The following is a 13,034-nucleotide window of genomic DNA, read 5'->3' as shown; positions in this document are numbered from 1 at the left end:
CCCCCGATCCCGCCGCCGCCCCGCCCGACGTCGAGGTACGGGCCGAGGACGACGCCACCATCATCTACACCTCGGGCACGACCGGCCGTCCCAAGGGCGCCGTCGCCACCCAGCTCGCGCAGGCCGGCGCGGCCATGAACCCGCGCTTCCAAGCCGCCGCCTCCGCCCTCGCGCGCGGGCGGATCCCCGGTCAGGGGCCCGCGCCGGTCACGCTCATGACGTACCCCTTCTTCCATGTCGCCGCGTTCACCTGCCTCTACTCGGCGATGGCGGCCGGCGGCACGCTCGTCCTGATGCGCAAATGGGACGCGCGGGAGGCCCTGGGGCTGATCCGCGAGCACAGGGTGACGCAGTTCGCCGGGGTCCCCACCACCGCGCTCCAGCTTCTGGACGCGGCGGCCACCACGAACGACGGCGACGACCCGCTGGAGACGCTCACCCTCCTCAGCACCGGCGGCGCCGCCCCGCCGCCCGCGCTGCTCACCCGCCTCACCGCCCGCTGCGGCGAGCGCGTCGAGCCCCGCAACGGCTACGGCCTGACGGAGACATGCGGCGGAGTACTGGCCGCCTTCGGCGACGAGTACCGGCGCTTCCCGGGCACCGCGGGCCGGCCGACGCCCGCCACCGAGGTACGGATCGCCGGGCCGCGGGGCGAGCCCGTACCGGACGGGCGGAGCGGCGAGCTGTGGCTGCGCGGGCAGTCGCTCGTACGGGGCTACTGGCGTGACGAGGCCGCGACCGCGGAGGCCTTCACCCCGGACGGCTGGTTCAGGACCGGCGATCTCGCGACGGTGCGCGACGGACGGGTCACGGTCGTGGACCGGATCAAGGACCTGATCGTCAGGGGCGGCGAGAACGTGTCCTGCGTGGAGGTCGAGGGCGTACTGCACGACCATCCCGACGTCCTCGACGCCGCCGTGCTCGGGGTCCCGCACCCGGAGCTGGGCGAGGAGGTCGCGGCGCTGGTACGGGTCCGGCCCGGTGCCGCGACCGCTGTCGAGAAGCTGCGGGCGCATGTCGCCGCCCGGCTGGCGGCCTTCAAGGTCCCGGCCCATGTGCTCGTACGGGAGGATCCGCTGCCCCGCAACGCGTCCGGCAAGCTCCTCAAGCGCGAGCTGCGTACCGAGGTCCTCAAAGCCGGTTTTTCCGGTTCGGGGTCCGCCTCGGGGCCCCGTTCGGGGTCCGCTTCGGGGTCCGCTTCGGGGTCCGGTTCGAGGTCCGCTTCGGGGTCCGGTCCGGGTTCGGGGTCCGCTTCGGGGTCCCGTTCGGGATCGGGTCCGGGGTCCGCTTCAGGGGCGTGAGGCTCGTACGGCTGAAGCGCGACTCGTATGGCTGAGGCGACTCGTACCGCTCACGGCCGTGACACCCGCACCCGGAAGTTGCCGCCCGGCTCCTTCGACATCACCGTGATCCGGATGTCGTGGTCGGCGTCCACGAAGGTGTCGCCCGGCTTGTACAGCGCGTCCGACAGCTCCGCGTGCACATTGGGCCGCCGTGTGCAGCCGCCGCTGTTCCGGCGGCTGTCCGAGACCGCTATCGGGCCGTGCCCGGTGTCGACCGCGGAGTCGACGCGGTAGATCAGTACGCCGGGCTCGCAGACCGCCTCGTCGTTGCCCGCCCGGGTCCGTACCTCCACCGCGTAACCGGACTCCTTGGAGACCGGTACGAAGGTCACCTTCGGGCCGCCCGTCCTGGCCAGCGGTTCCAGCAGATGCTCACTGACCCCGGACATCGACGCGCAGCGGATCTGCTCGTCGTCGAGCCAGCCGAGCTTCCACTTGTGCCAGCCCAGCAGATCGTTGTTGGCGCCCCAGTCCTCGGACATGATGTCCCAGTGCCCGACCGAGCTGCCGCCGTCCATGGTGTAGAGGTCGGGGAGGCCGAAGACATGGCCGTTCTCGTGCGGCAGCACGCGGTAGCCGGTCTCCGCGTACGAGCCCGAACCGTCGTCCTGGCGGCTGTACACGAAGGACGTGTTGGCGAGGGGCGTGCCGTCGGCCTCGGGCGCGTCCGGGTTGCCGGAGAAGGTGACGGACAGCACGGTGTCCAGCGCCGAGGGCCCGGCATTGGGCGTGACCAGGACGTTGACCAGGTCGTACGCCGCGAAGTCCACCTGGGCGTCGGCGGCTGCCACTATGTCCTCGACGAGCCGCCGGTAGCCCGGTTCGTACGGCGCGCCGCGCTCTATCCCGTACGCCGCGAACGACAGCGGCATCCGCAGCCAGTCCGTCAGCGGAGCTTCGGCCTTGTAGTCGAGCCGTCCGTACGAGCTGGTTCTGAACCACTGCGAGGTTTTCGGGAAGAACTCGGCGAGCCGGTCGAGCGCCTTGCCCGGGCCCTGCGCGTCCGGGAAGTCGATCATGAGGTTGAGCGCGCGCACCGTGCCGGTGGAGGGGGAGTAGCCGGGCGGCGTGGGCAGCCCTTCCGACATCTGTACGGTCGTGTTGGCGGCGATACGGCAGGGGGCCAGGGAGGCGTCCCTGCCCGCGGCCAGGGAGCCCGCGGAGGCACGGGTGGGGCCGGGGAGCGTGTCGCTGGCGGTGGTGAGGACGGCGAGGGTGAGGGCGGTGAGGCCGGCGAGGGTGCCGAGCCGATGGGCGCCTGCGCGGTGTCCGCGGCGTCTCCGGGATCCGCGACGTTTCTCGCGGGTCCGGCGGGTCCGGCGGGCCTGGCGGCTTTCGTGGGTCTGGGTGTCGCCACTCGTACTGCCGTGGCCCGTGTCTCCGGCACTGCCGCCGGTTCTGCGTATCCGACGCGTCTGCTTCATGCGGTCGCCTTCGGGTCCGCGGCAGTCGGCCGTCCTGACTGCCCTCCGTTCGATCACCCTCCGCCGTTCGGCGTGTCGGCGCGCGCTGGGTGCGGCCGATCGTGGGTACTTTCGGCGTGTCGAGGCGTGTCGGCGCGCATACCCGGAGCTTGTGACTCAGGTCACATGGCTTCCCTGAAATAACCGGGGACCGCTTCCCCGTTTGCATCTACGTCCGGCTGAACACTTCCGATCCCCGATTCGCCGAAGCGGGGACGGACCGAAAACCGAGGGAAGGGCAAGACGTGACCGCCGTCACCGCCGCCGCACCCGAAGCGCGCCGTACGACACGGCCGCGCGCGGACGCTCTGCGCAACCGGGAGCGGATCGTCGTCGCGGCACGCGAGCTGTTCGTGGAGTACGGGCCCGAGGCCCCGCTCGACGAGATCGCCCGCCGCGCCGGAATCGGCAATGCCACGCTCTACCGCCACTTCCCCGACCGCAACGCCCTCATCCACGACGTCGTGCTCTTCGTGATGGCCCGTGCCACGGACCACGCGGAGAGGATCGCCACCGAGGAGTCCGACCCGTTCCACGCGCTGCGCCGATTCGTGCACATCGCGGCGGACGAGCGGATCGGGGCGCTCTGCCCCCTGCTGTCGAACGCGTTCGACAGTGACCATCCCGATCTGTACGCCGGACGTGAGCGCCTCGAAGAGGCCGTCGAAGGGCTGATGGAGCGGGCGCGGAAAGCGGGACGGCTGCGTACGGATGTCGCCGTCGGCGATCTGATGGTCGCGCTGTCCCAGCTCACCCGCCCACTGCCCGGCACCGGCTGCCTGACCATGGACCGGTTCGCCCACCGGCATCTCCAGCTCTTCCTCGACGGCCTGGAGGCGCCTGTCCGGTCCGAACTGCCCGGCTCGGCCGCGACCCTGGAGGATCTGCGCCGCGCCGCTCCGTGACGCGCCCTGAACCATGAATTCCGGCCCCGGAATCCCAGCCCGGCGGCCGAGCGCAGGAACCGGGACCGGGGGGCTGCGCATCTCGTACGGACCACGCGGACCACACGGGCCGTGCGGGCCGTAGGGACCGTTCGTACGGACCACGCGGACTGCCCGATCCCAGGGTGGACCGCTCGTCCCGGACGGGCTGTACGGACCGTACGGACTGTATGGATCGCCCCGGTCGACCGGGGGCGCGGCTGCCGCGCAACCGTCGTCGTGCCGACGTTCCACCGTGCCGTCGCTCCGTCGGCCCGTACGGAATCCGTTCCCGCCGGAACCGGAACCCGTCCCCGTGTGGCCCTCGGTTCTTCCCGTACACCATCCGGTCACCTGGTGATCCCGGTGACTCCATGACCTCGTAAGTCGGGCAGCGTCGCCTGTACTTGCCGACCTTTTCGCCTTTCTGCACCCTTAGGTGGATATCTCCATGTCAAAATCAGCGTCCTCGGCCGAACCGGCCGGATCCGAACAACAGCCGGCCACGGCCCCGGCCGCGCGGCACACCTCGGCACCGCATGCCGAGCCCACCCGCTGGAAGGCCCTGACCTTCATCGCCCTCGCGCAGCTCATGGTCGTGCTCGACGCGACCATCGTGAACATCGCGTTGCCCTCCGCCCAGCGGGACCTGGGCATATCGGACGGCAACAAGCAGTGGGTCATCACCGCCTACGCCCTCGCCTTCGGAGGGCTGCTGCTCTTCGGCGGGCGCCTCGCCGACCTGTGGGGACGTAAGCGCGTCTTCGTCATCGGTCTGCTCGGCTTCGCCACCGCGTCCGCGATCGGCGGCGCGGCCAACGGTGAGGCGATGCTGTTCGGTGCCCGCGCGCTCCAGGGCGTCTTCGGCGCGCTGCTCGCGCCCGCCGCGCTCTCGCTGCTCGCGGTGCTGTTCACCGACGCCAAGGAACGGGCGAAGGCGTTCGGTATCTACGGCGCGATCGCGGGTGGCGGTGGCGCCGTCGGTCTGATCCTCGGCGGTGTCCTCACCGAGTATCTGGACTGGCGCTGGACCTTCTTCGTCAACATCCCGTTCGCGATCGTCGCCGCGCTCGGCGCGTACTTCGTGATCCGCGAGCCGGAGGGCGGCCGCAACCGCAACCCGCTGGACCTCGCCGGTGTCGTGCTCTCCACGCTGGGCCTGGTCTCCCTGGTGTACGGCTTCACCCGCGCCGAGTCCGACGGCTGGTCCGACGCCACGACCATCTCGCTCTTCGTCGCCTCCGTCGTGCTCCTGCTGGCGTTCGTCGTCGTCGAGTCGAGGGTCGCGCACCCGCTGCTGCCCCTGCGTGTGGTGGCCGACCGCAACCGCGGCGGTGTCTACTCCTCGCTGGGCCTCGCGATCATCGCGATGTTCGGCCTGTTCCTCTTCCTGACGTACTACCTCCAGGTCGTCAAGGGCTACTCGGCGATGGAGACCGGCTTCGCCTTCCTGCCGATGATCGCGGGCATGATCACCGGATCGACGCAGATCGGCGCGCGGCTGATGACCCGCGTGGCGCCGCGCCTGCTGATGGGCCCCGGCTTCCTGGTCGCGGCGCTCGGCATGCTGCTGCTGACGCAGCTCGAAATCGGTTCGTCGTACGCCGGTCTGATCCTGCCCGCGCAGCTTCTGCTGGGTCTGGGCATGGGTACGGCGTTCATGCCGGCCATGTCGCTCGCCACCTACGGCATCGAGCCGCGGGACGCGGGCGTGGCCTCGGCGATGGTGAACACGTCGCAGCAGGTGGGCGGCGCGATCGGTACGGCGCTGCTGAACACGATCGCGGCCTCGGCGACGACCTCGTACATCACCTCGCACGCCACGGCCGGCGGCAACCCTCAGCTCCTGGAGCTGCGGGGCATGGTCGAGGGCTACTCCAGCGCCATCTGGTGGGCGGTCGGGATCCTGGCGGTCGCCGCCGTGATCGCGGTGACCGCCATCAACACCGGGCGTCCCGGCGGCTCGCCGGCGGCCTCGGGAGGCGAGGGCGCGGAGGGCCTGGAGGACGCGACGAAGATGCCGATCGCGATGCACTGAACGCGCTGAACGCGCTGAACGCGCTGAACGCGAGCGTTGATCGCGATGTGCTGGCCGTGACGTGCTGACCGTGCTGATCGCGATGCGCTGATCGCGACGCGCTGACCGTGCTGATCGCGACGCGCTGACGAAGAACGGACGATCTGCCCTGGTGTTCCCGCTGCTCAGCGGCGCCAGGGCAGATCCGCTCCCGTACCCTCCGGCTGCAGCCCCTCGGCCATCACCTGCATGATCTCTCCGAGGTGCTTCACCTGCTCGGGGCTGAGCCGGTCGAAGATCGCCTGACGTACGGCGGCGACATGCCCCGGCGCGGACTGCTTCAGCACCTCGTTGCCCAGTTCGGTGAGGAAGGCGTTCTGCCCGCGCTTGTCGGAGGCGCAGTCCTCGCGCTGGACCCAGCCGTGCTGCTCCAGCCTGGCGATCGCGTGCGAGAGCCGCGATCGGGTGATCTTGGCGTCCTTGGCGAGCTGAGTCATCCGCATCCGGCGCCGGGGCGCCCGCGCGAGATGCACGAGCAGCGCGTAATAGATGTGCGGCATCCCCGCGTCGCGCTGCAACTGGCGGTCGAGATGGTCCTCCAGCAGCGTCGTCGCCTGGAGATAGGCCTGCCAGACGCGCTGTTCCTCGTCGCTGAGCCAGCGCGGCTCCCCGCCGGTACCGGCGTCGTTGCCGGTGGATGCCGTGGTCATGTAATCCACTGTACTCATTCTTGAAAGTTAAACTAGAGCTGGATAGGGTTGTATGAAATGAGTGCTTGAGGCTTCAAGCGGATTGCCCCGATGGTCGGTGGCCCGACAGTCGGTGCCCTGACGGTCGGTGGCCTGGCGGGCTGGTGGCCCAGTGGCCCGGTAGTCGATTGTCCGGCGGCTGGTGGGGTGGTACGCCGGCCGTTACCCGATGGCGGTGCCCGGCGGCCCGGTGGCTCGACGGGCAGTCCGCGCCCGAACCCCAGCGCGAGCCTGAGCCGCAGCCGACAACCCCGGGGAGTCGCCATGAACGCCGTCGCGGAGCGCATGCCCGCCATCTATCTCTCCCATGGCGCCCCGCCGCTCGCCGATGATCCGGTCTGGCCGGCCGAACTGGCCGCCTGGTCCGCTGCCCTGCCGCGCCCGAAGGCGATCCTGGTGGTCTCCGCGCACTGGGAAGAGGCCCCGCTCGCGCTCGGCGCCATCGAGACGGTCCCCTTGGTCTACGACTTCTGGGGCTTCCCCGAGCACTACTACCAGGTACGGTACGCCGCCCCCGGCGCGCCCGAACTCGCGGACTCCGTACGGAAATTGCTGCGCGTGCCCGGTACGCCCGTCGTCGATTCGCCGGACCGCGGGCTCGACCACGGGGCGTATGTGCCGCTGGTGGAGATGTTCCCGGCCGCCGACATCCCCGTACTCCAGGTCTCCATGCCCACGCTCGACCCCCGGAAGCTGCTGGAGACCGGGCGCAGGCTGGCGCCGCTGCGGGACGAGGGGGTGCTGATCGTCGGCAGCGGCTTCTTCACCCACAATCTGGCGGCGCTGCGGCACGCGGGAGGAGGGGTGCCGGGCTGGTCGGCGGAGTTCGACGACTGGGGGACGCGGGCGCTGCTGGCCGGGGACGTCGACGCCCTGCTCGACTTCGAGAACAAGGCCCCGGCGGGACGGTACGCCCATCCCCGCACGGAACACTTCGCCCCGCTGTTCGTGACCCTCGGCGCCTCGGAGGGCGAGCTGGACGGCGGCAGGAGCGTCATCGACGGGTTCTGGATGGGGCTGGCGAAGCGCTCCGTGCAGTTCGGCTGAGCTGCGGGGATCCGGCTGGGGTCGCGGGCTTCGGCTGAGGTCGCGGGGCTGCCGCCGGGGCCGGGCGGCGCGAGGCGGTCATATGTCCCGGCGTCCGGAGCCCCGGCGTCCGGCGGCCGTGCGCGGCCGGACGCCGCCCGAGCAACCATTGCCGAGCAGGGGCCGTCTTGAAGATGAGAGCGAGGTTACTTCGGGGGAGGCGGACGATGCGGCGAAAGGGTGCCCGGGAAGGTCGTCATCCCGGCCCTGACCTGCGGTTCTGTCCCCCTCTGGGGCTTCTGTCCACCCCGGTCGGCGGCACAGGGTACTGCATGATCAGAAAACAGATGTACGCCATGGGAATTCTGTCCGGATTCCAGTCGTTGTTTCCTTCGGATGCAGGGCACCCGTGAGGGTGTCGCGACCTACTCAGTTCAGTAAGGGAGCTCGCATGGCAACCCGTGCCGTCGCCCGTCGTACCGCCGCCGGCGGGGCGAACGCGGCAAGCAGTGTTCGCGCTGGAGGCGGGGAGATCGCCGACCGCGACCTGGTCGGCATGTACCTCGACGAGATCGCGCGTACGCCGCTGCTCGACGCCGCAAAGGAAGTCGAGCTGTCCCAGACCATCGAGGCCGGAGTCTACGCCCGGCAGATCCTCGACGGAGAGGTGGAGAGCGAGGCGGGTGGTGCTTCGCGCGATGAGCTGGAGGCGCTGGCCGCCGCGGGCGAGCGCGCGAAGGACATCTTCATACGGTCGAACCTCCGCCTGGTGGTGGCCGTGGCGCGCCGCTATCCGCGCAGTGGTCTGCCGCTGCTGGACCTGATCCAGGAGGGGAACGCGGGCCTGGTGCGCGCGGTCGAGAAGTTCGACTACGCGAAGGGCTTCAAGTTCTCCACGTACGCCACCTGGTGGATCCGCCAGGCGATCACCCGCTCCATAGCGGACCAGTCGCGCACGATCCGGCTGCCGGTCCATCTTGTGGAGGAGCTGGGCAGGATCCGCCGTGTGCAGCGGGAGTTCAACCGGGAGAACGGACGGGATCCCGAGCCCGAGGAAGTCGCCGCCGAGCTGGGCACGAACCCGGCGCGGATCAACGATGTGCTGGACTGGGCCCGTGACCCGGTCAGTCTGAACATGTCGGTGGACGACGACGGCGACACCCAGTTCGGCGATCTGCTGGAGGACACCTCCGCCGTGTCGCCCGAGCAGTCGGTGCTGACGCTGCTGCGCAGTGAGGAGCTGGAGGACCTGATAGGCAAGCTCGACCAGCGCACGGCCTCGATCATCAAGATGCGGTACGGCATCGAGGACGGGCGGGAGCGTACGCTGACGGAGGTCGGCAAGCAGCACGGTCTGACGCGTGAGCGGATCCGGCAGATCGAGAAGCACGCTCTGCTGGAGCTGAAGCGGATGGCACGTGATACAGGTTTTGACGCGGCTGCGTGAGGACTTTTCGACGCGGCGGCGTGACGTCGCCGTCCAGTAGCCGTAGGGTCGGCCTTACTCGTACTGTCTCTTCGTACGCACCGGCCGATTCAGCGGCCCCATAGACGAGCCCCGGCACCAACCCCCCCCAGGTGCCGGGGCTCACCTCTTCTCCGGGTCCCTGGTCTTGTGGCGACCGGTGGCCGTTTCCTGACCAGTGGTCTTGTCGTGGCCAGCGGTCTCTTCCTGGCCGGTGGCCTTTTCCCGAGCGGTGGTCTCCCCCTGGCCGGTGGCCTTCTCTCGAACGGCGGTCTCTCCCTGGCCGGTGGTCTTCTCTCGACCGGTGGTGTTCTCTCGGCCCGTGGTCTCTTCTCGGTCGGTGGTTTTCCCCTGGCCGGTGGCGCGGATGAGGCGGGCGCCCAGCTCCCGGAGATGATCCGTCAGACGCGCCGGCTGACGCACGGTGAACTCGCAGTCGACCAGCGCGAGTCGCAGTGCCAGCCACTCCGGGGAGTCGCTGGTCGTCGTGCGCAGCCGGCAGGAGTCCGGGCCGGTCGGCTCGGGTGTGCCGAGATAGGCGGGGAGCCGTGCCCGTACGGCCTCCACGGGTGCCGCGAAGCTCACATCCACCTCCGTCAGCGGTTGCCTGCGATAGATCGACCGGCTCAGAAACGCCCTCGCGTCCCCGGTCGGCACCTCCCGAGGGCTGAACCGGGCGCCGGTGGCGAAGGGCTCGTCGACCCGGTCGACCCGGAACGTACGCCAGTCCTCGCGCCCCAGGTCGTACGCCACCAGATACCAGCGCCGGTCGGTGGAGACGAGGCGGTACGGCTCGACCTGCCGCTTTGTCTCCGTACCGTCCCCGGAGCGGTAGCCGAAGCGCAGCCTCTCGTGGCCCGTGACGGCGGCGGCGATCACGGTCAGCGTGCGGGGGTCGACGGTCGCGCCGTCGCCCCGGGTGAGCGGGATCGTCGCGGCCTGGAGGGTGGAGACCCGATGACGCAGCCGGGACGGCAGCACCTGCTCCAGCTTGGCGAGGGCGCGTACGGAAGCCTCGTCGACGCCCTCGATCGCATGGCCCGCGCCGGCCCGCAGCCCGACGGCGATGGCGACGGCCTCCTCGTCGTCGAGGAGCAGCGGGGGCATGGCCGTACCGGCGACCAGGCGGTAGCCGCCGACGGCGCCCTTGGTGGCCTCGACGGGGTAGCCGAGGTCGCGCAGCCGGTCGATGTCGCGGCGGATGGTGCGCGGGCTGACGCCGAGACGCTCGGCCAGCTCGCTGCCCGGCCACTCGCGGGGGGTCTGGAGGAGGGAGAGCAGGGTGAGGAGCCGAGCGGGGGTATCGGTCATGGGATCCATGGTGCGGGTTATCTAGGACATGAACCGGCCTAGATGACTTCTAGCGTGCGGGACATGAGTTCTTCGCCCGCCGTAGTGGATACGGCTGTAAGAGATACGGCTGCCGGGGCGGCCGGGGTTGTCGGGGCCGCTGGGCCCGCCGGGGCTGACGCAGGGCCTGCTGCCGGGACTGACATGGGTGGGGCCGACGGGTCCGCGCCCGCGCACGGGTCCGGGGTTGTCGGGTCCGTCGACCGGCGGCGCTGGCTGGCGCTGGCCGTCGTGATGACCGCGGCGTTCATGGACCTGGTCGATGTCACCATCGTCAATATCGCGATCCCGAGCATGGAGCGTGACCTGGGGGCCTCGTTCGGGGCGATCCAGTGGATCACCGCGGGATACGCGCTGGCCTTTGCCGCCGGACTGATCACGGGCGGTCGGCTCGGCGATATCCATGGCCGCAAACGCCTGTTCCTGATAGGAATCACCGGCTTTACGATCGCCTCCGCGCTCTGTGGTTTCGCCGTGAGCCCGGAGATGCTGGTCGGCTCCCGGCTGCTTCAGGGCGCGATGGCCGCGATGATGGTGCCGCAGGTGCTGGCGATCATCCATGTCACCTTTCCCGCGGAGGAACGCGGCAAGGTGTTCGGGATGTTCGGCGCGATCGTCGGCCTCGGAGCGGTCTCGGGCCCGCTGCTCGGCGCGCTGCTCACCCAGTGGGATCTCTTCGGCCTGGCATGGCGGCCGATCTTCCTGATCAATCTGCCGGTGGGGATCGCGGGTGTGCTGCTCGGCCGGAGGTTCATCACCGAGTCCAGGGCCCCGAAGGCTCTCAAGCTGGACCTGGTCGGTGTGGTGCTGGTGACCACCGCCCTGCTGATGCTGATCTATCCGCTCACACGAGGGCGTGAGCTGGGCTGGCCGCTGTGGGGATATCTGTGCATGGCCGCCAGTCTGGTCGTGATGGCGGGGCTTGTGGCGTACGAGAGGCGGAAGACGCGCAAGGACGGTTCGCCGCTGGTCGAACTGTCGCTGTTCAAGGTGAAGAGCTTTGCCGCGGGCATCGCCGTACAGCTCACCTTCGGCGTCGCCCTGGGCATCTTCTTCCTGGTCTGGACGCTCTATATGCAGATCGGGCTCGGCTGGAGTCCGCTGCGGGCCGGGCTGACCGGTGTGCCGTTCTCGATCGCGGTGTCGGTGGCGGCGGGACTCTCCGTACAGAAGCTGGTGCCGCGCTTCGGACGCGCCGTACTTCAGGCCGGGGCGCTGACGATGATCGCGGGGCTTCTGCTCTACATCTGGGAGGCCGGGCGGTACGGGCTGGAGATCCACTCCTGGCAGATGGCCCTGCCGCTGACCGTGATGGGCCTCGGCATGGGACTGATCGTGGCGCCGCTGACGGACGCGGTGCTGTCGGGGGTGCCGCGCGAGCACTCGGGTTCGGCGTCCGGACTGATCAACACCACGCAGCAGATGGGCAATGCGCTGGGGCTCGGTCTGGTGTCGGTGGTGTTCTTCGCGGTGGTCGACGAGCGGATCGCGGCCGGCGGCCCCGGGGGGCCGGGTGCTGCCTTCGCGGACGGGTTCCAGCACGCGCTGTGGTGGGTGGTGGCGGTGCTCGCCGTCATCTTCGCGGTGATGTTCGCGCTGCCGGCCCGGGCGCGGGAGCGTGCGGAGGCGGCGGCGGGCGCGGAAGGCATAGAGGGCGCGGGGGCAGCGGAGGCTCCGGGCGCGGCGGAGGCTCCGGGCAAGGCGGAGGGCGTGGGGTCTGCCTTGTGAGGGTGGGAGCGGTGCGCGCGGTTTGAGTCGCGCGCACGCTGTCTGAGTGTGTCCGTACCATGCCCGGATCTGTTTACTTTCTGGAAATCCGGGCGTAGCGTGTCGCCAAAACCACAGGTTCGGGCATGGAACGGACGTAAAGTCATATGTACGCACCGGAGCGCCAGCAGGAGATCCTGCGCCTGGCCCGCGAGGTCGGGCGGGTCGATGTCCTCGCGCTCGCCGAGGAGTTCCAGGTCACCGCCGAGACCGTACGGCGTGATCTCAAGGCCCTCGACCGCGCCGGACTGGTACGACGGGTGCACGGCGGCGCCATCCCGGCCGGGCGGCTCGACTTCGAACCCGACCTCGCCGAGCGCGAGTCCACAGCGGCCGACGAGAAGGACCGTATCGCCCACGCGGCGCTCGCCGAACTGCCGCGGGACGGCAGTGTGATCCTCGACGCGGGCTCGACCGTGGCCCGGCTCGCGGCGGCCCTTCCGCTGGACTGCGGACTTACCGTCGTCACCCACGCGCTGCCCGTCGCCGCCCGCCTCGCCGACCATCCGGGCATCGACCTCCACCTCGTCGGCGGCCGGGTCCGGCACCGTACCCGCGCGGCCGTCGACGCCTGGGCCCTGCGGGCGTACGGGGAGATCCGCGCCGATGTCGTCTTCCTCGGCACCAACGGCTTCTCGCCCGACAGCGGGCTCACCACCCCCGACCTCGCCGAGGCGGCCGTCAAGCGCGCGCTCGTCGGCGCCGCCCGGCGGGTGGTGCTGCTCGCCGACTCCGCCAAGCACGGCCAGGAGCACTTCGCGCGCTTCGGCACCCTCGCCGATGTCGATCTGCTCATCACCGACAGCGGACTCGGCGCTCCGGACACTGCGGCGATCGAGGCCGCGGGCACCGAAGTCCTGAGCGTGTAGGGGGCTGGGGTGTCCGAGGAGGGTGGGGTGCGTGGGGCGCACGTGGTGGCCGGGGTGTGTGG

At 70.3% G+C, this 13,034-nt stretch carries 9 protein-coding genes and 1 pseudogene; 7 read left to right on the top strand and 3 right to left on the bottom strand.

Going from position 1 to position 13,034, the window contains the following annotated elements; genetic code table 11:
- A partial coding sequence (locus WH07_RS06210; RefSeq protein ID WP_046496295.1) for a class I adenylate-forming enzyme family protein occupies positions 1-1,301 on the top strand: 1,301 nt, incomplete at its 5' end.
- A 50-nt stretch (positions 1,302-1,351) separates the two neighbouring features.
- Here WH07_RS06210 and WH07_RS06205 read toward each other — a convergent pair.
- Positions 1,352-2,767, bottom strand: coding sequence for a M6 family metalloprotease domain-containing protein (locus WH07_RS06205; protein WP_079022990.1), 1,416 nt, complete (start codon positions 2,765-2,767; stop codon positions 1,352-1,354).
- 284 nt (positions 2,768-3,051) lie between these two features.
- On the opposite strand from WH07_RS06205, the gene WH07_RS06200 reads away from it, so the two are divergent.
- Both WH07_RS06200 and WH07_RS06195 read left to right on the top strand, forming a co-directional pair.
- Positions 3,052-3,711, top strand: coding sequence for a TetR/AcrR family transcriptional regulator (locus WH07_RS06200; RefSeq protein ID WP_046496293.1), 660 nt, complete (start codon positions 3,052-3,054; stop codon positions 3,709-3,711).
- Positions 3,712-4,180: 469 nt separating this feature from the next.
- Complete coding sequence (locus tag WH07_RS06195; protein WP_079022989.1) at positions 4,181-5,767, top strand: MFS transporter; 1,587 nt, start codon at positions 4,181-4,183, stop codon at positions 5,765-5,767.
- Between the two features lie 164 nt (positions 5,768-5,931).
- Here WH07_RS06195 and WH07_RS06190 read toward each other — a convergent pair whose 3' ends face one another.
- The gene (locus WH07_RS06190; RefSeq protein WP_408645808.1) at positions 5,932-6,465 is read right to left on the bottom strand and encodes a MarR family winged helix-turn-helix transcriptional regulator; all 534 of its coding nucleotides are present in this window, start codon (positions 6,463-6,465) and stop codon (positions 5,932-5,934) included.
- A gap of 294 nt (positions 6,466-6,759) precedes the next feature.
- Between WH07_RS06190 and WH07_RS06185 the strand changes: the two genes are divergently transcribed.
- Both WH07_RS06185 and WH07_RS06180 read left to right on the top strand, forming a co-directional pair.
- On the top strand, positions 6,760-7,542 hold the full coding sequence (locus WH07_RS06185) for a dioxygenase family protein (RefSeq protein ID WP_046496289.1): 783 nt from the start codon (positions 6,760-6,762) through the stop codon (positions 7,540-7,542).
- A 430-nt stretch (positions 7,543-7,972) separates the two neighbouring features.
- On the top strand, positions 7,973-8,968 hold the full coding sequence (locus WH07_RS06180) for a sigma-70 family RNA polymerase sigma factor (protein ID WP_046496287.1): 996 nt from the start codon (positions 7,973-7,975) through the stop codon (positions 8,966-8,968).
- Positions 8,969-9,340: 372 nt separating this feature from the next.
- On the opposite strand, the pseudogene WH07_RS06175 reads toward WH07_RS06180, so the two are convergent.
- Positions 9,341-10,297 (bottom strand): annotated as a pseudogene (locus tag WH07_RS06175) (helix-turn-helix transcriptional regulator); the annotation flags it as partial.
- 183 nt (positions 10,298-10,480) lie between these two features.
- Here WH07_RS06175 and WH07_RS06170 point away from each other — a divergent pair.
- Positions 10,481-12,064 carry an MFS transporter gene (locus tag WH07_RS06170; protein WP_046496285.1) on the top strand — a complete coding sequence of 528 codons (1,584 nt, stop codon included), beginning with the start codon at positions 10,481-10,483 and terminating at the stop codon, positions 12,062-12,064.
- Between the two features lie 146 nt (positions 12,065-12,210).
- Entirely contained in the window at positions 12,211-12,972 is a 762-nt protein-coding gene (locus tag WH07_RS06165; protein ID WP_046496283.1) for a DeoR/GlpR family DNA-binding transcription regulator, read from the top strand.
- The last annotated feature ends 62 nt before the right edge of the window (positions 12,973-13,034 follow it).

The sequence above is a fragment of the Streptomyces odonnellii genome (genome assembly GCF_000981895.1).
Classification (GTDB): Bacteria; Actinomycetota; Actinomycetes; order Streptomycetales; family Streptomycetaceae; genus Streptomyces; species Streptomyces odonnellii.
This window is presented reverse-complemented; position numbering and strand designations above follow the sequence as displayed.